This is a genomic window from Streptomyces sp. NPDC127092, assembly GCF_042722475.1.
Classification (GTDB): Bacteria; Actinomycetota; Actinomycetes; order Streptomycetales; family Streptomycetaceae; genus Streptomyces.
In genome coordinates this window covers 43,030-62,599 of the sequence record NZ_JBHXFE010000020.1, presented here as the reverse complement: position 1 = coordinate 62,599, position 19,570 = coordinate 43,030, and the positions used below count along the sequence as shown (strand labels likewise).

Genomic DNA, 19,570 nt, shown 5'->3' with positions numbered 1-19,570 from the left:
TCAGAGGCTCTTGTCTCCTCCGGTGACAGCCGCTTCACTGGCGGTCCACTCACACACCGAGGGGCTTCCTTGACCGCGATTCGCACCACGACCGTGGCGACCGCCGTGACCGCCGCGGCCTGCGCTGCCGTTCTCGCCACCGCGATCCCGTCCGCAGCGATCAACTCGTACAACGCGACACCCGCGCCCGAGCGCACCGAGGTCGGTGCGCTGGTCGCCACCTGGGACAACGACGGCGATCCGAGCACGCCCGACCGGGTCGACTGGGTCTGTTCCGGGACGATGATCGACGCCGACACCTTCCTGACCGCGGCGCACTGCACGACCGACTGGCCGGAGAACGTGCGTTTCTACGTCTCCCTCGACCAGGACGTGCAGGCCGGTCTCGACCGGGCCGGCGCCGAGCACCCGGGTGACCCGGCGGCCGTGGCGCGTGCCGTGGCCGTGGAGGGCGTCGCACACAGTCACCCCACCTACCCGGGACCGGCCTCCGACACCCATGACATCTCCGTGATCGAGCTGCCTTCGGCCAAGATCAAGGAGCGCTGGAGCTTCACTCCGGCCACCCTGCCGACGGCCGGCCGGCTGGACGCGCTCGGTCCTCGGGGACTGAACGACACGGACTTCGTCGTCGCCGGTTACGGCACCGAGGAGTCGCAGCGCGGGCCGGGCGGTCACACCCACCCGGGCGGCGGGGTCCGCATGAAAGCGCCGGTGACCTTCGAGGCCCTGAACAACGCGTGGATCCGGCTCGGCATGACCGCGCCGCAGGGCAACGGCGGTGCCTGCTACGGCGATTCGGGCGGCCCGAACTTCGCCACGGTCGACGGGAGGCGGACGCTGGTGGCGACCACCATCACGGGTGACATGCCCTGCTACGCCACCAATGTCGTGTACCGGCTCGACACCCCCGGCGCCCGTGAATTCCTGAGGCCGTACGTCCAACTGCCGTGACCTCCAAGCCGTCAGCCCCGGTCAGGGCCGCGCTCGCCGCGGCCCTGACCGGCTGCGCACTGGCCCTGTCGGCCGGCTGCGAGGCGCCCCGCGAGCCGGCCGCGGCGCCGTCCCCCCGTACCAGTTCGCCCGCGGACGTCTGCACAAGTCTCGTGTCCTACTGGGTGAAAGAGGCCCTGAAGGGCAGCAAGTGGGCGGGGCTCGACTGGGAGCAGAAGGGGATGTCGAACGAGCAGTACGGGATCCACGACGAGGTGCTCGTCGCGGCCAGGGCGGAGGAGCGCCGCGCGGGCCGCGAGGCGGCCTTCGCGCTGACCGACCGTGAGACCCGGCGGCGCTGCGAGGCGACGAAGGGCGCGACGGGGAGTTCGGAGAACTGGCGACCGCCCAGCGAACAGCGCGTACCTACCAGCGGTTCTCGGCCATCACCTTCGTGACTCTGCGTGACGTTCCCACGAAGTGGCACCGCGGGCGGAACGGAGCGTTCCGGTCAGTCGCGCCGTTCGCTGAGATCAGGAGGGGTGTCCGCTATCCGGACAGCCGCTCAACTGCACCGTAAGCACCAAGATCTCCCCAAGCCCCTTAGCGGAACTGGGCGTTCTCAGCATGTGAACACCGGGCTACTGACCCATATGTCCCGGTTTGCCCATGGCCTGCACACCGGTTCCCCCTGTCGGCATAACAAGACAGTCACATCATGACCTCGGCGCTCCCGGTCCCTGTACGGCTGCGCTTAGAGTCACGGCCAGTCACCGCGCCGCCGGGCGCTTCCTCTGCACGGCCCTGCTCCACCAGTACGGCCCGGCATCGAAAACGGCACCTCTAGCTACACAGCTTCACGGCACCGCCTCAGCTCGAGGGGGCCGCGCCAGGGAAAGGAATCTTCGTGCGACACCGTTCTTTGCTCATCCTGACCAGCGTGCTCACCACGGGTGCGCTCACCCTCACCGCCTGTGGTTCGCGTGACGAGGGCAAGGGCGGCGGCGACAACGCCGGCGGCACCACCACCGTCGTCATCGGTGTGGACGCCCCGCTCACCGGTTCGCTTTCCGCCCTGGGCCAGGGCATCAAGAACTCCGTGGACCTGGCGGTCCAGACCGCCAACAAGAACAAGGAAGTCCCGGGCGTCACCTTCAAGATCGAGGCCCTCGACGACCAGGCGGTCCCGGCCTCCGGCCAGGCCAACGCCACCAAGCTCGTCGGCAACAAGGACGTCGTGGGCGTCGTCGGCCCGCTGAACTCCGGCGTCTCCCAGCAGATGCAGGGCGTCTTCGCCTCCGCCAACCTCGCGCAGGTCTCCCCGGCCAACACCAACCCGTCGCTCTCCCAGGGCGACAACTGGGGCAAGGGCGAGTTCAAGCGCCCCTTCAAGACCTACTTCCGCACCGCCGCCACCGACGTGGTCCAGGGCAAGTTCGCCGCCCAGTACCTCTTCAACGACGCGAAGAAGAAGAAGGTCTTCGTCGTCGACGACAAGCAGACCTACGGCGCCGGCCTCGCGGCCATCTTCAGCGACGAGTTCAAGCGCCTCGGCGGCCAGGTCGTCGGCACCGACCACGTCACCGTGAAGGAGACCGACTTCTCCTCCACCGCCGACAAGGTCAAGTCCCTCGGCGCCGACTCGGTCTACTTCGGCGGCCAGTACCCCGAGGGCGGCCTGCTCTCCGACCAGATCAAGAAGACCGGCGCCAAGGTCCCGGTCATGGGCGGCGACGGCATCTACGACCCGGCCTTCATCAGCGCCTCCGGCGAGGCCAACGAGGGCGACCTGGCCACCTCGATCGGCTACCCCGTCGAGAAGCTCCCGACCGCCAAGAAGTTCATCGAGGACTACAAGGCGGCCGGCTACAAGGACCCGTACGCGGCCTACGGCGGCTACTCCTACGACGCCGGCTGGGCGATCATCCAGGCCGTCAAGGCCGTCGTCCAGGCCAACAACGGCAAGCTGCCCTCCGACGCCCGCGCCAAGGTCACCGAGGCCCTGGGCAAGGTCTCCTTCGACGGCGTGACCGGCAAGGTCTCCTTCGACGAGTACGGCGACACCACCAACAAGCAGCTCACGGTCTACAAGGTCGAGGGCGGCAAGTGGATCGACGTCAAGAGCGACACCTTCAACCAGTAAGCATCACCGCCCCGGCGCCGCGCCCCATGGTCAGGCGCCGGGAGACCCGCACGAACTGAAGCAAGCCGCGCGAGGGCGCAAACAGCGCCCTCGCGCGGAGTCTTATCCGACAAGCTCATCGGAGGCCTGCGGTGCACGAACTGCCGCAACAGCTGGCCAACGGTCTGGCCCTCGGTGCCCTCTACGGCCTCATCGCCATCGGGTACACCATGGTCTACGGCATCGTCCAGCTCATCAACTTCGCCCACGGCGAGATCTTCATGATCGGGGGCTTCGGCGCCCTCACCACCTACACCGCTCTGCCGAGCGGAACGTCCCTTCTGGTGGCGATCCCGCTCATGATCCTCGGTGGCGCGATCGCCTCCGTGGCCGTCGCCACCGCCGCCGAGCGGTTCGCCTACCGCCCGCTGCGCAACGCGCCGCGGCTCGCCCCGCTCATCACCGCGATCGGCCTCTCCATCGCGCTCCAGCAGCTGGTCTGGCAGTTCTACCCGGACGCCAAGAAGGCCGTCAGCTTCCCCGAGTTCAAGGGTGAGGCCTTCCAGATCACCGAAAGCCTCCAGATCCAGCGGGCCGACGCCTTCGTCCTCGTCCTCGCGCCGCTCTGCATGCTCGCCCTCGGCCTCTTCGTCTCGAAGAGCCGCAGCGGCCGCGCCATGCAGGCCACCGCACAGGACCCCGACACCGCGAAGCTGATGGGCATCAACACCGACCGCATCATCGTCATGGCCTTCGCCATCGGTGCCGCGTTCGCCGCCGTCGCCGCCGTCGCCTACGGCCTCGACAAGGGCCAGATCAACTTCGAGATGGGCTTCATCCTCGGCCTCAAGGCCTTCACCGCCGCCGTCCTCGGCGGCATCGGCAACATCTACGGCGCCATGGTCGGCGGCGTGGTCCTCGGCATCGCCGAATCCCTCTCGATCGCCTACATCGAGGACATCCCCGGCATGCAGCAGCTCGGCGGCGGTGCCTGGTCCAACGTGTGGGCCTTCGTCCTCCTCATCCTCGTGCTCCTGGTCCGGCCGCAGGGTCTGCTCGGCGAGCGCGTCGCGGACAGGGCGTGAGCACCATGAGCGAGAACACCATCACCACCGAGGCCACCACGACCGTGGCCAAGACGCCCGCCGCGCCCACCGGACTGCTGTGGACGATCGTCGCCGGCTCCGCCGCGGCCGTCGCCAGCACCTTCCTCGCCTGGACCTGGACCACCGCCTTCCCCGGCAACCTCACGGTCTACGGCTACCCCGCGCCCCTCCAGATGCTGACGCTCGTCGGAGCCGTGCTCACCGGCGCCCACGCGCTGGCCGCGCTCGGCGTCAAGGGCCTCGGCTGGCTGATCCCCACCGGCGCCCGCAAGGCGCTGTGGATCCTGGCCCTGGGCACCTTCGCCACCACCCTGTTCACCGCGATATCGATCATCGTGGAGCTGGGCGCCCTCGTGGACCTGGAGCCCGGTGCCGGCGTCGCCGTCGTCGCCGCCGCCGTCCCCGCGATCGCCGCGTACAAGCTGCCCGACGACACCCGCAAGGCCGCGCCCGCCAAGGCGCTCCCCTCGTGGGCCGAGATCCTGGTCATCGTCGCGGTCTTCGCCCTCGGCCTCTACGTCGTCACCTTCGGCATCGACACCGAGGACTCGGAGCCGCAGCTCTTCATCGCCTACCTGATCCTGGTCGGCTCCGCCGCCACGGCCCTGGTCAAGTCCGGTCTCACCCAGCGACTCGCGCAGATCACCGCGCGGAACCGCCAGGTGACGATCACCGCCAGCATCGTCATGGCGATCGCCTTCCCGTTCATCCAGCAGAGCGGCGACACCTACACGCTGATCGCGGTCAACATCCTGATCTTCGCGACCGTCGCCCTCGGCCTGAACATCGTGGTCGGCCTCGCAGGTCTGCTCGACCTCGGTTACGTCGCCTTCCTCGGTGTCGGCGCGTACACCGCGGCCCTGGTCTCCGGCGCCACCTCCTCCGCCTTCGGAGTCCAGTTCCCCTTCTGGGCCGCCGCCCTCACCGGCATGGCCGCCTCGCTCGTCTTCGGTGTCGTCATCGGCGCCCCGACCCTGCGACTGCGCGGCGACTACCTCGCCATCGTGACCCTCGGCTTCGGTGAGATCTTCCGCATCGCCATGGGCAACCTCGACGGCACCTCCGGCCCGCAGATCACCAACGGCCCGAACGGCATCCCGAACATCCCGCAGCTGGAGTTCTTCGGCTACAACTTCGGCGAGCCGCACACCGTCCTCGGCATCGAGCTCGGCGCGTACGCGAACTACTACCTGCTCATGATCCTGATCATGGCGCTGGTCGTGCTCGTCTTCTCCCGCGCCGGCAACAGCCGCATCGGCCGCGCCTGGGTGGCGATCCGCGAGGACGAGACCGCCGCGACCGCCATGGGCATCAACGGCTTCCGGGTGAAGCTCGTCGCCTTCGCCCTCGGCGCGGCCCTCGCCGGCCTCGCCGGCACCGTACAGGCGCACGTCAACACCACGGTGGTCCCCGAGAACTACGTGTTCGCCGGCCCCGTCCCGCCGAACTCCGCGTTCCTGCTCGCAGCCGTCATCCTCGGCGGCATGGGCACGATCACCGGCCCCATCGTCGGCTCCGCCCTGCTCTTCCTGATCCCGGCCAAGCTGCAGTTCCTCCAGGACTACCAGCTCCTCGGCTTCGGCATCGCCCTGATCCTGCTGATGCGCTTCCGCCCCGAAGGCCTCATCGCCAACAAGCGGGCGCAGCTGGAATTCCACGAGAACGACGACGACCAGCTCGCCGTACCGGAGCAGCGCCAGTCCGCCGACGCGGACACGCAGGCCGACGGCACGGCGAAGGCGGGGGCGTGAACGACATGACGACCACCACCGACACCGGCGCCGCGAAGACGGCGACGGCCGCGACCGTCCTCGACGCCAGCGGCGTGACGATGCGCTTCGGCGGCCTCACCGCCGTGCGCGACGTCGACCTGACCGTCCGCGAGGGCGAGATCGTCGGCCTGATCGGCCCCAACGGCGCCGGCAAGACCACCTTCTTCAACTGCCTGACCGGCCTGTACGTCCCCACGGAGGGCCAGGTCAGCTACAAGGGCACGGTCCTGCCGCCGAAGCCGCACCTGGTCACCCAGGCCGGCATCGCCCGTACCTTCCAGAACATCCGCCTCTTCTCCAACATGACGGTCCTGGAGAACGTCCTCGTCGGACGCCACACCCGGACCAAGGAGGGCCTGTGGTCCGCGCTGCTGCGCGGCCCCGGCTTCAAGAAGGCGGAAGCCGCCTCCCGCGAACGGGCCATGGAACTGCTGGAGTTCGTCGGCCTCGCGAACAAGGCCGAGCACCTGGCACGCAACCTGCCCTACGGCGAGCAGCGCAAGCTCGAGATCGCCCGTGCGCTGGCCAGCGACCCCGGCCTGCTGCTCCTCGACGAGCCGACGGCCGGCATGAACCAGAGCGAGACCCGCACCACCGAGGAGCTGGTCTTCGCCATCCGCGACCGCGGCATCGCGGTCCTGGTCATCGAGCACGACATGAAGTTCATCTTCAAGCTGTGCGACCGGGTGGCCGTCCTCGTCCAGGGCGAGAAGCTCGTCGAAGGCACCGCCGAGGTCGTTCAGGGCGACGAGCGCGTCGTCGCCGCCTACCTCGGTACGCCCTACGAGGGCGCGCCGGGCGCGGCGGAGGTCGCCGAGGTCGAGGCCGCGGAGGCCCACGCGGAGGCCGAGGCCGCCGCCGAAGCCGCTGGCGAGGCCGCCGCCGAGGCCACCGAGGCCACCGCCGAGGCGACCGCCGAGGAGTCGGCCGAGGCCTCTGCCGAGGAGACGGCGGAGTCGGACGAAGCTCCGGCCGAGGACGCTCCGGCGGACGCCGACGACGCCGAGCCCGCGGAAGCGGCTCCGGCGGACGCGGCCGACGAGCACAGCACCACCGAAGGAGACTCCAAGTGACCGCTCTTCTCGAGGTCGAGGACCTCAGGGTCGCCTACGGCAAGATCGAGGCCGTCAAGGGCATCTCCTTCTCCGTCGAGGCGGGCCAGGTCGTCGCCCTGATCGGCACCAACGGCGCCGGCAAGACCACGACCCTGCGGACCCTGTCCGGCCTCCTCAAGCCCACCTCGGGCAAGATCACCTTCGACGGCCAGGCGCTCAACGGCGTCCCGGCCCACAAGGTGGTCTCGATGGGCCTGGCCCACTCCCCCGAGGGCCGGCACATCTTCCCCCGGCTCACCATCGCCGAGAACCTCCAGCTGGGCGCCTTCCTGCGCAGCGACAAGGACGGCATCGAGCGGGACATCCAGCGCGCCTACGACCTCTTCCCGATCCTGGGTGAGCGTCGCAAGCAGGCCGCGGGCACCCTCTCGGGCGGTGAGCAGCAGATGCTGGCGATGGGCAGGGCGCTGATGTCCCAGCCCAAGCTGCTGATGCTGGACGAGCCCTCGATGGGTCTGTCGCCGATCATGATGCAGAAGATCATGGAGACCATCGCCACGCTCAAGGCGGAGGGCATGACCATCCTGCTGATCGAGCAGAACGCGCAGGCCGCGCTGTCCCTCGCGGACCAGGCGTACGTGCTGGAGGTCGGCAAGATCAAGCTGTCCGGCACGGGCCAGGACCTGCTCGTCAACGACGACGTCCGCAAGACGTACCTCGGCGAGGAGTAGCACTCCGCCACGAACAGAAGGCCCGCCCCACAGTGACGTGGGGCGGGCCTTCTTCCCGTTCGCGTACGGGGGCGCCTACTGCTCCTTGGCCTTGGCGGCCTTCTTCTCCTCGGCGTCCTCGATGACGGCCTCGGCGACCTGCTGCATCGACATGCGGCGGTCCATGGAGGTCTTCTGGATCCAGCGGAACGCGGCCGGCTCGGTCAGCCCGTACTGCGTCTGCAGGACCGACTTGGCGCGGTCGACGAGCTTGCGGGTCTCCAGGCGCTGGGAGAGGTCGGCGACCTCCTTCTCCAGGGCGCGCAGCTCGGCGAAGCGGGAGACGGCCATCTCGATGGCCGGCACCACGTCGCTCTTGCTGAACGGCTTCACCAGGTACGCCATGGCGCCGGCGTCGCGGGCGCGCTCGACGAGTTCGCGCTGGGAGAAGGCGGTGAGCATGAGGACCGGGGCGATGGACTCGCCCGCGATCTTCTCGGCGGCCGAGATGCCGTCGAGGACCGGCATCTTCACGTCGAGGATGACGAGGTCGGGGCGGTGCTCACGGGCCAGCTCGACGGCGCGCTCGCCGTCTCCGGCCTCGCCGACGACGGTGTAGCCCTCCTCCTCCAGCATCTCTTTGAGGTCGAGGCGGATGAGGGCCTCGTCCTCGGCGATGACGACGCGGGTCGTCAGCGGCGGGACGTGCGACGCGGTCGCGGCGTCGTCGTCGGCGGCGGGCTGGGGCGACTCGGGGGCGGTCACGCGGGCTCCTCGTTCAAGGCCTCGTTCCTTGCGGATGCGAGGCGGATACAGCTCACCATGAGCCTACCCACCTCCTGTAAGGTAGGGACACGGCGGGTAACCGCCGCCCTTCATTTCGAAGGAAGCCCCGGTAGCCCAGCGGTAGAGGCAATGGTCTCAAACACCATCTAGCGTGGGTTCGAATCCCACCCGGGGTACATTAACGCGATTTCCAAGGTCACGCTCCGACTGCGGCTTCCGGGGGACGGCCCGGCGGACAGTCCGAGGCCGACGCGGGACCGGTCCGAGGGCCTGTTCAGTTGGTGACGGGGTCCCCGATGTGGTGGACCCTGACCATGTTGGTGGAGCCCGGCACGCCCGGTGGTGAGCCGGCCGTGATGACCACGATGTCCCCCTTCTTGCAGCGGCCGATCCGCAGCAGTTCCTCGTCGACCTGGGCGACCATGGCGTCGGTCGAGTCGACGTGCGGGCCGAGGAAGGTCTCCACGCCCCAGGTGAGGTTGAGCTGGGAGCGGGTCGCCGGGTCGGGGGTGAAGGCGAGCAGCGGGATCGGCGAGCGGTAGCGGGACAGTCGCTTGACGGTGTCGCCGGACTGGGTGAAGGCGACGAGGAACTTCGCGCCGAGGAAGTCGCCGATCTCGGCGGCGGCGCGGGCGACGGCGCCGCCCTGGGTGCGCGGCTTGCTGCGTTCGGTCAGTGGCGGCAGGCCCTTGGCGAGGATGTCCTCCTCGGCGGCCTCGACGATCCGGCTCATGGTGCGCACGGTCTCGACGGGGTACTTGCCGACGCTGGTCTCGCCGGAGAGCATGACGGCGTCGGTGCCGTCGATGACGGCGTTGGCGACGTCGGAGGCCTCGGCGCGGGTGGGGCGGGAGTTCTCGATCATCGAGTCGAGCATCTGGGTGGCGACGATGACCGGCTTGGCGTTGCGCTTGGCGAGTTTGATCGCCCGCTTCTGGACGATGGGCACCTGTTCGAGGGGCATTTCGACGCCGAGGTCGCCGCGGGCGACCATGATGCCGTCGAAGGCGGCCACGATGTCGTCGATGTTCTCGACGGCCTGCGGCTTCTCGATCTTGGCGATGACGGGGACGCGGCGGCCCTCCTCGTCCATGATGCGGTGGACGTCCTCCACGTCGCGGCCGCTGCGGACGAAGGAGAGGGCGATGACGTCGGCGCCGGTGCGGAGGGCCCAGCGGAGGTCGTCGACGTCCTTTTCGGACAGGGCGGGTACGGAGACGGCGACTCCGGGGAGGTTGAGGCCCTTGTTGTCGGAGACCATGCCGCCTTCGACGACGCGGGTGTGCACGCGGGGGCCGTCGACGGAGGTGACTTCGAGGGTGACCCGTCCGTCGTCGACGAGGATGCGTTCGCCGGTGGTGACGTCTTCGGCGAGGCCGGAGTAGGTGGTGCCGCAGCAGTGGCGGTCGCCTTGGAGGGGTTCGACGGTGATGGTGAACTCGTCGCCGCGTTCAAGGAGTACGGGGCCCTCGCGGAACCGGCCGAGGCGGATCTTCGGGCCTTGAAGGTCGGCGAGGACGCCGACGCTGCGGCCGGTTTCCTCGGCGGCCTTGCGGACGCGTTGATAGCGCTCTTCGTGCTCGGCGTAACCGCCGTGGCTGAGATTGAAGCGGGCCACGTCCATTCCGGCTTCGATCAATGCCTTGATCTGGTCGTATGTTTCGGTGGCGGGCCCAAGGGTACAAACGATTTTTGCTCGGCGCATAAGGCGAGCCTAGGCCTTACCAGCGGGTAGCGAAGGGGCCGGGCATGACTACTCAACAACCTTTCCGTGAAAGGTTGTTGACAAGTCTTGAATGTGTGCGGAGGGTCGCTCCGATGAGCGGCTGAAGGCCCGAAAAGCCGTTCGTCTCAGAGTGCGGGCGGTGCCATCGTGAATCGTGCCGCGACTTCCGCGGTGACCGTCTGCCGCTGTGGTTCCAGATCGAGTGGAGCGGGTGTTTCCGCCGCTTCCGCGGCGAAGGCCATGCGCATTCCGCCGGCGGGCGCGGGCATGCCGGGTGTGAGTCCCGTGTCGGAGAGTTCGAGCAGTGCCACGAGTGAGGTGCCGAGTGCCTCGGCGTATTCGCGTGCCCGTCGCACCGCGTCCCGCACCGCCTGCCGGCGGGCCTCCGCGTGGGCCGGCGAGTCCTGGCGCAGCGACCACCACGGGCCGTCGACGCGTGTCCACTCCAGGTCGGCGAGCCGCATGCTGAGCTCGCCCAGGGCGGAGAAGTCGGTGAGTTCGGCCGTCAGGTGCACCCAGCCCTGGTAGGCGCGTACCCGTTCGCCGCGGCCGTGCCGGACCGGTTCGGGTGTGACGGACAGGGCGCCGGTCTCCAGGGCGGCGACGGCCTCGCCGTAGGACGTGACCAGGGCGATCGCCTCGGCGTTGCGGGAGGTGAGGGCGGCGAGGACGTCGGCCCGCTCGGTGCCTCTGGCGCGTACGGACACGCCGATGCGGGCGAGTTCCGGCTCGACCTCGAGACGGCCCTCGCCGCGGACCGTCACCTGGGGTGCCTCGGGGGTGGGGTGCGGCTGTGTCATACCGAACACTTTCCCACTCCGTAACCCGAAAGGGCTGTTGCGACAGTGCGGTCTGAGCCAGAATCTACGCGCGTTGTGCGCCACTGAAGGCGCGGACGCCGCAGATCACAAGGGGAGAAACGCACATGCCGCTGAACCGCCGGGCCTTCTTGGAGAGCTCCGCCGCCGTCGGAGCCGGAGTCGCACTCACCGCCGGGGCCACCGCCCCCGCGGAGGCCCACGAAGCCCGCCCGCGGCCGGCCAAGCGGTACTCCTTCACCGTGATGGGCACCACCGACCTGCACGGGAACGTCTTCAACTGGGACTACTTCACCGACAAGGAGTTCGACGACAAGGCCCACAACGACGTCGGCCTGGCGAAGATCTCCACCCTGGTCAACCAGGTCCGCGAGGAGAAGGGCCGCCGGAACACCCTGCTCATCGACGCGGGCGACACCATCCAGGGCACCCAGCTGTCCTACTACTACGCCAAGGTCGACCCGATCACCCAGGCCGGCGGCCCGGTCCACCCCATGGCCCAGGCCATGAACGCCATCGGCTACGACGCCGCCGCGCTCGGCAACCACGAGTTCAACTACGGCATCCCGGTGCTCCGCAAGTTCCAGGACCAGTGCGACTTCCCGCTGCTGGGCGCCAACGCGCTCGACGCGAAGACGCTGCGCCCGGCCTTCCCGCCGTACAGCATGCACTGCCTGCGGACCCCGCACGGCCGTGACGTCAAGGTCGCCGTGCTCGGCCTCACCAACCCCGGCATCGCCATCTGGGACAAGGCCAACGTCACCGGTCAGATGGTCTTCCCCGGTCTGGAGGAGCAGGCCGCGAAGTGGGTGCCGAAGCTGCGTTCCATGGGCGCCGACGTAGTGATCGTCTCCGCGCACTCCGGTTCCAGCGGCACCTCCTCCTACGGTGACCAGCTCCCGTACATCGAGAACGCGGCGGGTCTGGTCGCCGAGCAGGTCCCGGGCATCGACGCGATCCTCGTCGGTCACGCGCACACCGAGATCCCCGAGTACAGGGTCACGAACAAGGAGACCGGCAAGGACGTCGTGCTGTCCGAGCCGCTCAAGTGGGGCCAGCGCCTCACCCTCTTCGACTTCGACCTGGTGTGGCAGAAGGGCCGCTGGGTCGTCGAGAAGGTCGGCGCCCAGGTCCTCAACTCCAACACGGTGGCGGAGGACCCGGAGATCACGGCGCTGCTCTCCGACGAGCACAAGAAGGTCGTGGAGTACGTCAACCAGGTCATCGGCACCTCGACCGCCGTCATGACCACGGCCGACGCGCCGTGGAAGGACGAGCCGATCATCGACCTGATCAACACCGTCCAGGCCGAGACGGTGAAGGCGGCCCTCGCGGGCGGCCCGTACGCGGGCCTGCCGGTGCTCTCGCAGGCCTCCTGCTTCTCGCGCACGGCCCGCATCCCGTCCGGGCAGATCACCATCAAGGACGCCGCCGGGCTCTACCCCTTCGAGAACACCATGGAGGCCCGTCTGATGACGGGCGCCCAGCTGAAGGACTACCTGGAGTTCTCGGCGCGGTACTACGTGCAGACCCCGGCGGGCGCGCCGGTGGACACCGCGAAGCTGACCAACGCGAACGGCACCCCGGACTACAACTACGACGCCGTGTCCGGTCTGACGTACGAGATCGACATCGCCAAGCCGGCCGGCTCGCGGATCGTGAACCTGTCCTTCCAGGGCAGGCCGCTCGACCCGGCGGCGCAGTTCGTGCTGGCGGTCAACAACTACCGGGCGAACGGCGGCGGTGCCTTCCCGCACGTCGCCGCCGCGCAGAAGCTGTGGTCGAACTCGGACGAGATCCGCAACACCATCATCCAGTGGGTGAAGGCGAAGGGGACCGTCGACCCGGCGGCGTTCGCGTCGGTGGACTGGAAGCTGACCCGGGACGGCGTTCCGGTCTTCTAGTACGCGCGCCGGCGGCGTACTTCCCGTACGTCAGTGCTGGACGAGAGGCGTCAGCTTCTGGCCCTGGGCCGGAATGCCCGGCGCCTCTCGGGCGTCCAGGCCGAAGGTGGTGAAGGCGGTGCGGCGCGGCAGGGGATACGGCTCCTTGCCGGTCACCGAGTTGAGGATGACGGCGCTGCGCCAGGCGGCGAGGCCGAGGTCGGGCGCGCCGACGCCGTGGGTGTGCCGCTCCGCGTTCTGCACGTAGACCGAGCCGCCGACCGACCCGTCGAGGACCAGCCGGTAGTCGGCGTCGATCCGGGCCCGGCCGGCCGAGTCGTGGCGCAGGTACGGGTCGAGGCCGGCGAGCATCCGGTCGACCGGGCGCTCGCGGTAGCCGGTGGCCAGGACGACGGCGTCGGTGGTCAGCCGGGAGCGGGTGGACTGCTGGACGTGTTCCAGGTGGAGCTCGACCCGGGTGGTGGCGACGCGGCCGGCGGTGCGGACCCGGACTCCGGGTGTGAGGACGGCGTCCGGCCAGCCGCCGTGCAGGGTGCGGCGGTACAGCTCGTCGTGGATGGCGGCGATGGTCTCGGCGTCGATGCCCTTGTGCAGCTGCCACTGGCGGGGGACGAGTTCGCCGCGGACGGGTTCGGGCAGACCGTGGAAGTAGCGGGTGTAGTCGGGTGTGAAGTGCTCGAGTCCCAGCTTGGAGTACTCCATCGGCGCGAAGGCCTCGGTGCGGGCCAGCCAGTGCAGCTTCTCCGCGCCGGCCGGGCGGGCGCGCAGCAGGTCGAGGAAGACCTCCGCGCCGGACTGGCCGGAGCCGATGACGGTGACGTGTCCGGCGGCGATCAGGGACTCGCGGTGGGCGAGGTAGTCCGCGGAGTGGATGACGGGGACACCGGGGGCGTCGGCGAGGGGCTTGAGGGGTTCGGGCACGTAGGGCTCGGTGCCGACGCCGAGGACGACGTTGCGGGTGTACGAGCGGCCCAGGGCCTCGGCTTCGCCGTCGGCGTCGAGCTGGGTGAAGTCGACCTCGAACAGGCGGCGTTCGGGGTTCCAGCGGACCGAGTCGACCTGGTGGCCGAAGTGCAGTCCGGGGAGCTTCTCGCTGACCCAGCGGCAGTAGGCGTCGTACTCGGCGCGGTGGATGTGGAACTTCTCCGCGAAGTAGAACGGGAAGAGCCGGTCGCGGGAGCGGAGGTAGTTGAGGAAGGTCCAGGGGCTGGCCGGGTCGGCGAGGGTCACCAGGTCGGCGAGGAAGGGGACCTGGAGGGTGGAGCCCTCGATGAGGAGCCCGGGGTGCCACTGGAACGCGGGCCGCTGTTCGTAGAAGGCGGTCGCGAGGCCGCCGGGGACGCCGTGGGCGAGCGCGGCGAGCGACAGGTTGAACGGGCCGATGCCGACGCCCACCAGGTCGAGCGGACGGTCGAGGTCGTGCTGCGGGGTGCTGCCGGTCATCGGTGGGTGCTGCCTTCCACGAGGGTGAGGATCTCTTCGAGGTCGCCGGGGGTGGCGTGGGGGTTGAGCAGGGTGGCCTTGAGCCAGAGACGGCCGTCGGCGGCGGCCCGGCCGAGGACGGCGCGGCCGTCGGCGAGCAGGGTGCGGCGGATCTCGGCGACGGCCTCGTCGGGGGCGCCGTGCGGCCGGAGGAGGACGGTGGTGAGGGTGGGCCGGGCGTACAGCTCCAGGCCCGGTGCCTTCTCGACGAGGTCGGCCAGGTGGCGCGCCCGGTCCACGCAGGCGTCGACGAGCGCGCCGAGGCCGGAGCGGCCGAGGGCGCGCAGGGTGACGGCGGTCTTGAGGACGTCGGGGCGGCGGGTGGTGCGCAGCGAGCGGCCGAGGAGGTCGGGCAGCCCGGCTTCGGTGTCGTCGTCGGCGTTCAGGTAGTCGGCGGTGTGTCCGAGTACGGCGAGGTCGGCGGTGTCGCGTACGGCGAGGAGTCCGGCGGCGGCGGGCTGCCAGCCCAGTTTGTGCAGGTCGACGGTGACCGTGCGGGCGCGGTCGAGGCCGTCGAGGAGGTGGCGGTGGGTGTCGCTGAACAGGGCGGGGCCGCCGTAGGCGGCGTCGACGTGGAGGTCGGCGCCGTGTGCGGCGCACAGTTCGGCGATCCGGGGAAGCGGGTCGATCAGGCCGGCGTCGGTGGTGCCGGCGGTCGCGGTGACGAGGAGGGGCCGCCCGGCGAGTGCGGTGAGGGCCTGGTCGAGGGCGACGGGGTCGATGGTGCCGCCGGGGGCGGGGACGACGACGGGCTCGGGCAGGCCGAGGAGCCAGGCGGCGCGCCGGAAGGAGTGGTGGGCGTTGGCTCCGGTCACGGTGCGGACGGTGCCGTGTCGTTCCCGGGCGAGGAGCAGGGCGAGCTGGTTGGACTCGGTGCCGCCGGTGGTGACGAGGGCGTCGGGCGCCGGGGCGCCGGGGAAGACCTCGGCGGCGAGGGCGGCGGTGACCAGCGTTTCGAGTGCGGAGGCGGCGGGGGCCTGGTCCCACGAGTCGAGGGAGGGGTTCAGCGCGGAGGCGGCGAGGTCGGCGGCGGCGGCGAGGGCGAGCGGCGGGGTGTGCAGGTGTGCGGCGCACAGCGGGTGTGCGGGGTCGGCGGCGCCGGCGGCGAGGGCGTGCACGAGGGTGCGCAGGGCCTCGTCCTGGCCTGTTCCGTGCTGCGGCAGCACGGCGCCGACGGCTTCCCGTACCCGTCGCGCCGCCGCGTCCGCGCCTCCACTCGGCAGGGGTCCGCCCCGCGCTGCCGCGCCGTCGCGCAGGGCTCCGAGGACGACGTCGAGCAACGGGCGCAGGGCCTCCGGCCCGTGAACGCCTCCGGCGAGGGGTGCGGCACGCATGGACGACAGGGTGCCGGGGGTTGTCGGGGATTGTCCGGAGAGTGCGGTGGTGTGACCCGAAAGGGGGACGGGCGGTTGCGGGCCGGCGCCCGTGACCGGCCCGGTGGCCGCTGCTGTCGGCATCGTGCGTCCCTCCCTTTTGTCCGCGGGAGGGGAGGGCCGTGGCCCGGCATGACCGGGGCGATATGCTTTCCAAGATCAATATCGCTAGGGAGCTGTGTCCCCGGGGGCAGGATGGATCTCCACGCGCTCAGACAGTTCGTCGTCGTCGCACGCCTGGAGCACCTCAGCCGCGCGGCCGAGGAACTCCGCGTGGCCCAGCCCTCGTTGAGCCGGACGATCGCCCGGCTGGAGAGCGAGCTGGGTGCGCCGCTGTTCGACCGGGCCGGCCGGCTCCGGCTCAACGAGGCCGGGAAGGCGTTCCTGCGGCACGCCGAGCGTTCCCTCGGGGAGCTCGACGCGGGCCGCCGGGCCGTCGCCGCGATCACGGGCGGGGAGTCCGGCACCGTACGGCTGGCCTCGGAGACCTTCCTCACCCTGACCGGCCCGCTGGGGGCGTTCAAACGGGCCCATCCCGGCGTCGAGGTGGAACTCCACCAGATGGCCGCCGACGAGATGGAACGCCGCCTGCGCGCCCGGGAGGTGGACCTCTGCGTGGCCTCGCAGCCGGTGCCGCCCGAGGGCCTGGAAGCGGTGCGGCTGCTCGACGAGCAGGTCTGGGTGGTCACGCCGCTCGGCCACCCCCTGGCGGGCCGCACCTCGGTGACCGTCGCCGAACTCGCCGACGAACCCTTCGTCACCACCCGCGCGGGCCACTGGCAGCGCCGGCTCCTCGACCGGCTCTTCGCGGGGAACGGCCTCGCACCCGCGAAGGTCGTCTGCGAGGGCGACGAGCCCAGCGCCACCGCGATCCTGGTCGCGGCGGGGCTCGGCATCGGCCTCCTCCCGGACATGGCGCGGCGCAGCGCCACCCGCGCCCCGGTCGCCTGGCTGGCCGTCGACGGCCCCGGCTGCCGGCGCACCCTCACGCTGCTGCGGTACGCCGACGGCCGGCCGGCGGGCGCCGCGCGCCTGATGCACGCGGCGCTCACCGGCTGGGACTGGGCTGCCGGGCCGGCCTAGGCCGGCCCGTCTAGCCGCGTGCCCGCAGGGCCCGGCGCAGGTCGTCCAGCTGGTCGGTCAGCTGGCGGCGGAGGGCCGGGATCATCGTGTCCTCCGCGAGGTGCCGCTCGCCGAGGGCCAGGGCCTCCGCGTCGACCGCGTACGCCGGGAAGCCCCGGCGGCCGGCGGCCTCCGCCATGGCGGGGCCGCGGCGCTCGGCCATCGCGACGGCGTCGGGATAGAAGCGGGCCAGGTAGCCGCGCAGCAGCTCGGCCTGCTCGGGCTGCCAGAAGCCCTGGGCGGTGGCCGTGAACAGGTAGTTCGACAGGTCGTCGGAGTCGAACATGGCGGACCAGGCGGCCGCCTTCGCCTCCGCCGTCGGCAGCGCGGCGCGGCAGCGGGCCGCGCCCTCCTGGCCGGTGGCGCTGGGGTCGCGCTCCAGCTCGGCGGCGATCGCGGCCTCGTCCGTCGCGCCGAGGACGGCGAGCCGGGCGAGGATGCGCCAGCGCAGCTCCGGGTCGAGCTCGGGGCCGCCGTGGACGGTGCCCTCCTCCAGCCAGGAGGCGATCTTGTCGGGCGTGGTCGCGCTGTCGACGAGGACGCGCACGGCGGTCAGGCGCAGACCCGGCGCCTCGCCGTCCTCGGTGCGGCGCAGCAGGTCGCGGGTGATCGCCGTGATCGTGGCGAGGGCGGCCGGGCGCTCGGCCTCCGAGACGTACCGGTCGGCGATCTGGGTGCGGGCGAAGCCCAGCACGCCCTGGACGACGGCGAGTTCGGTCTCCTCCGGGAGGTGCGCGGAGGCGAACTCCAGGTACTCGGCGCCGCCGAGCTCGCCGTCGCGGACCATGTCGCGCATGGCGTTCCAGACGACCGCCCGGGTGAGCGGGTCGGGGATGCGGGAGATGCCGCGCAGCGCGCTCTCCTCGGACACCTCGTCGAAGCGCATCTTCGCGTAGGTGAGGTCGCCGTCGTTGAGGACGACCAGCGCGGGCCGCGGCCCGTCCAGCTCGATCGGGGCGTCCTGCGGGACGTCGGCCCCCACGCGTTCGCGCAGCACGAGCTCGCCGGCCGCGTCGTGGTCGTACACGCCGGCGGAGAGCCGGTGCGGGCGGCTGCCCCGGCGGTCGACGGTGAGCCGCCACCTGGTGCCCTCGCCCTCCAGGCGCGGGGTGAGGACGTCGACGCCCGTCGTGCGCAGCCACTGCTCGGCCCAGGCGTGGACGTCGCGGTCGGTGGCGGCGGCGAGGTTGTCGACGAAGTCGGCGAGGGTGGCGTTGCCGAACTTGTGCCGCTTGAAGTGGATGTTGATGCCGGCGAGGAAGTCCTTCTCCCCCATCCAGGCGACGAGCTGCCGCAGCGCGGAGGCGCCCTTGGCGTAGGAGATGCCGTCGAAGTTGAGCAGGGCGGAGGCGGTGTCGGGCACGGCGTCCGGGTCGGGGGCGACGGGGTGGGTGGAGGGGCGCTGGTCGGCCTCGTAGCCCCAGGACTTGCGGGTGACGCCGAAGTCGATCCAGGTGTCGGCGAAGCGGTCGGCGCAGGCCTCGTTGATGGTCTGGAAGCCCATGTACTCGGCGAAGGACTCGTTCAGCCAGATGTCGTCCCACCAGCGCAGCGTGACGAGGTCGCCGAACCACATGTGGGCCATCTCGTGGGCGATGACCATGGCGCGGGTCATCCGCTCGGTGTCGGTGACGGCGGAGCGGAAGACGAACTCGTCGCGGAAGGTGACGAGTCCGGGGTTCTCCATGGCGCCCGCGTTGAACTCGGGGACGAAGGCCTGGTCGTACGAGTCGAAGGGGTACGGCTCGTCGAACTTCTCGTGGTAGCGGTCGAAGCAGGCCTTGGTGACGTCGAGGATCTCGTCGGCGTCGGCGTCCAGGTGGGGCGCGAGCGAGCGGCGGCAGTGGATGCCGAACGGCAGGCCGGCGTGCTCGGTGCGGACCGAGTGCCAGGGGCCGGCGGCGACGCAGACGAGGTAGGTGGAGAGCAGCGGGGTGGGCGCGGCCTTCCAGCGGCCGTCGGGCTGCTGCTCGGTGATGCCGTTGGACAGGACGGTCCAGCCCTCGGGCGCGGTGACGGAGACCTCGAAGACGGACTTGAGGTCGGGCTGGTCGAAGGCGGCGAAGACGCGCTGGACGTCCTCCATGAACAGCTGGGTGTAGACGTACGCCTCGCCGTCGGTGGGGTCGGTGAAGCGGTGCATGCCCTCGCCGGTGCGCGAGTAGCGCATGGTGGCGGTGGCGGACAGGGTGTGCTCGCCCTCGGTCAGGGTGAGGGGGAGCCGGTTGCCGTCGAGGGTCGTGACGTCGAGCGGTTCGCCGTCGAGGACGGCGGAGTGGAGGGTGTCCGGCTTGAGCTCGACGAAGGTGGTCCCGGCGGCGCGGGCGCCGAACCGGATGAGGCTGGTGGACCCGAAGGTCTCGTCGCCGGTGGTGAGGTCGAGGTCCACGGTGTAGTGGTGGACGTCGAGGAGCTGGGCACGGGTCTGCGCTTCGTCGCGCGTCAGTACGGACATGGGCCCCATGCTGCCCGATGCCTCCGGGCCCGGGGAGGGGCGTTCACCGAGAGCTCAGGACCGGGCCCGTCCGGCGGCCCCGCCGTGGTGGGCCAGGACGGGCCGCGGGGCGTGCCGTCCGGACCGGGCCTGCGGGGCCTGCCGGGTCAGGTGAGTCCGCCGGGTCTGCCGGGCCTGCCGGGCCTGCCGGGTCAGGCGAGTCCGCC

15 protein-coding genes and 1 tRNA gene are annotated in these 19,570 nt (G+C 70.7%); 10 read left to right on the top strand and 6 right to left on the bottom strand.

Annotation, left to right across the window (positions count from 1 at the left end; genetic code table 11):
* The first annotated feature begins 69 nt into the window (after window positions 1–69).
* The 7 genes from ACFWJO_RS18405 (at window position 70) to ACFWJO_RS18375 (ending at window position 7,719) form a co-directional block, all read left to right on the top strand.
* A complete protein-coding gene (locus tag ACFWJO_RS18405; RefSeq protein ID WP_386866305.1) occupies window positions 70–954 on the top strand; it encodes a trypsin-like serine protease in 885 nt (294 codons plus the stop codon).
* Complete coding sequence (locus tag ACFWJO_RS18400) at window positions 951–1,391, top strand: hypothetical protein (RefSeq protein ID WP_386866303.1); 441 nt, start codon at window positions 951–953, stop codon at window positions 1,389–1,391. The genes ACFWJO_RS18405 and ACFWJO_RS18400 overlap by 4 nt, the downstream gene beginning before the upstream one ends.
* 449 nt (window positions 1,392–1,840) lie before the next feature.
* On the top strand, window positions 1,841–3,076 hold the full coding sequence (locus ACFWJO_RS18395) for a branched-chain amino acid ABC transporter substrate-binding protein (protein ID WP_386866301.1): 1,236 nt from the start codon (window positions 1,841–1,843) through the stop codon (window positions 3,074–3,076).
* Window positions 3,077–3,207: 131 nt separating this feature from the next.
* Window positions 3,208–4,140, top strand: a complete 933-nt coding sequence (locus ACFWJO_RS18390; protein WP_384418858.1) for a branched-chain amino acid ABC transporter permease — start codon at window positions 3,208–3,210, stop codon at window positions 4,138–4,140.
* A 5-nt stretch (window positions 4,141–4,145) separates the two neighbouring features.
* Window positions 4,146–5,912 carry a branched-chain amino acid ABC transporter permease gene (locus ACFWJO_RS18385; protein WP_386866298.1) on the top strand — a complete coding sequence of 589 codons (1,767 nt, stop codon included), beginning with the start codon at window positions 4,146–4,148 and terminating at the stop codon, window positions 5,910–5,912.
* A 5-nt stretch (window positions 5,913–5,917) separates the two neighbouring features.
* Entirely contained in the window at window positions 5,918–7,006 is a 1,089-nt protein-coding gene (locus ACFWJO_RS18380) for an ABC transporter ATP-binding protein (protein ID WP_386866421.1), read from the top strand.
* Entirely contained in the window at window positions 7,003–7,719 is a 717-nt protein-coding gene (locus ACFWJO_RS18375) for an ABC transporter ATP-binding protein (RefSeq protein WP_386866296.1), read from the top strand. The genes ACFWJO_RS18380 and ACFWJO_RS18375 overlap by 4 nt, the downstream gene beginning before the upstream one ends.
* 75 nt (window positions 7,720–7,794) lie before the next feature.
* On the opposite strand, the gene ACFWJO_RS18370 is transcribed toward ACFWJO_RS18375, so the two are convergent.
* Window positions 7,795–8,463, bottom strand: a complete 669-nt coding sequence (locus ACFWJO_RS18370) for an ANTAR domain-containing response regulator (RefSeq protein WP_386866294.1) — start codon at window positions 8,461–8,463, stop codon at window positions 7,795–7,797.
* Window positions 8,464–8,587: 124 nt separating this feature from the next.
* Between ACFWJO_RS18370 and ACFWJO_RS18365 the strand changes: the two genes are divergently transcribed.
* Window positions 8,588–8,660, top strand: a tRNA-Leu gene (locus tag ACFWJO_RS18365).
* A 98-nt stretch (window positions 8,661–8,758) separates the two neighbouring features.
* Here ACFWJO_RS18365 and pyk read toward each other — a convergent pair.
* Together pyk and ACFWJO_RS18355 are read right to left on the bottom strand one after the other, a co-directional pair.
* Window positions 8,759–10,189: a pyruvate kinase gene (gene pyk / locus ACFWJO_RS18360; protein ID WP_386866292.1), complete on the bottom strand. Its 1,431-nt coding sequence runs from the start codon at window positions 10,187–10,189 to the stop codon at window positions 8,759–8,761.
* Window positions 10,190–10,335: 146 nt separating this feature from the next.
* Entirely contained in the window at window positions 10,336–11,010 is a 675-nt protein-coding gene (locus ACFWJO_RS18355; protein WP_386866290.1) for an SIMPL domain-containing protein, read from the bottom strand.
* Between the two features lie 125 nt (window positions 11,011–11,135).
* On the opposite strand from ACFWJO_RS18355, the gene ACFWJO_RS18350 reads away from it, so the two are divergent.
* Entirely contained in the window at window positions 11,136–12,932 is a 1,797-nt protein-coding gene (locus ACFWJO_RS18350; RefSeq protein WP_386866288.1) for a bifunctional metallophosphatase/5'-nucleotidase, read from the top strand.
* A 30-nt stretch (window positions 12,933–12,962) separates the two neighbouring features.
* On the opposite strand, the gene ACFWJO_RS18345 is transcribed toward ACFWJO_RS18350, so the two are convergent.
* Window positions 12,963–14,375: a lysine N(6)-hydroxylase/L-ornithine N(5)-oxygenase family protein gene (locus tag ACFWJO_RS18345; RefSeq protein WP_386866286.1), complete on the bottom strand. Its 1,413-nt coding sequence runs from the start codon at window positions 14,373–14,375 to the stop codon at window positions 12,963–12,965.
* The gene (locus ACFWJO_RS18340; RefSeq protein ID WP_386866284.1) at window positions 14,372–15,748 is read right to left on the bottom strand and encodes a pyridoxal phosphate-dependent decarboxylase family protein; all 1,377 of its coding nucleotides are present in this window, start codon (window positions 15,746–15,748) and stop codon (window positions 14,372–14,374) included. Before ACFWJO_RS18340 ends, ACFWJO_RS18345 begins: the two co-directional genes overlap by 4 nt.
* 234 nt (window positions 15,749–15,982) lie before the next feature.
* Between ACFWJO_RS18340 and ACFWJO_RS18335 the strand changes: the two genes are divergently transcribed.
* The gene (locus ACFWJO_RS18335; protein WP_386866282.1) at window positions 15,983–16,870 is read left to right on the top strand and encodes a LysR family transcriptional regulator; all 888 of its coding nucleotides are present in this window, start codon (window positions 15,983–15,985) and stop codon (window positions 16,868–16,870) included.
* Window positions 16,871–16,880: 10 nt separating this feature from the next.
* On the opposite strand, the gene pepN is transcribed toward ACFWJO_RS18335, so the two are convergent.
* Window positions 16,881–19,364, bottom strand: coding sequence for an aminopeptidase N (pepN, locus tag ACFWJO_RS18330; RefSeq protein WP_386866280.1), 2,484 nt, complete (start codon window positions 19,362–19,364; stop codon window positions 16,881–16,883).
* Window positions 19,365–19,570: the final 206 nt, after the last annotated feature.

Coding starts and splice junctions, on each gene's coding strand:
- ACFWJO_RS18345 (WP_386866286.1), bottom strand. CDS start 14,375: ATGACCGGCAGCACCCCGCAGCACGACCTCGACCGTCCGCTCGACCTG.
- ACFWJO_RS18340 (WP_386866284.1), bottom strand. CDS start 15,748: ATGCGTGCCGCACCCCTCGCCGGAGGCGTTCACGGGCCGGAGGCCCTG.
- ACFWJO_RS18355 (WP_386866290.1), bottom strand. CDS start 11,010: ATGACACAGCCGCACCCCACCCCCGAGGCACCCCAGGTGACGGTCCGC.
- pyk (WP_386866292.1), bottom strand. CDS start 10,189: ATGCGCCGAGCAAAAATCGTTTGTACCCTTGGGCCCGCCACCGAAACA.
- ACFWJO_RS18380 (WP_386866421.1), top strand. CDS start 5,918: ATGACGACCACCACCGACACCGGCGCCGCGAAGACGGCGACGGCCGCG.
- ACFWJO_RS18335 (WP_386866282.1), top strand. CDS start 15,983: ATGGATCTCCACGCGCTCAGACAGTTCGTCGTCGTCGCACGCCTGGAG.
- ACFWJO_RS18385 (WP_386866298.1), top strand. CDS start 4,146: ATGAGCGAGAACACCATCACCACCGAGGCCACCACGACCGTGGCCAAG.
- pepN (WP_386866280.1), bottom strand. CDS start 19,364: ATGTCCGTACTGACGCGCGACGAAGCGCAGACCCGTGCCCAGCTCCTC.
- ACFWJO_RS18350 (WP_386866288.1), top strand. CDS start 11,136: ATGCCGCTGAACCGCCGGGCCTTCTTGGAGAGCTCCGCCGCCGTCGGA.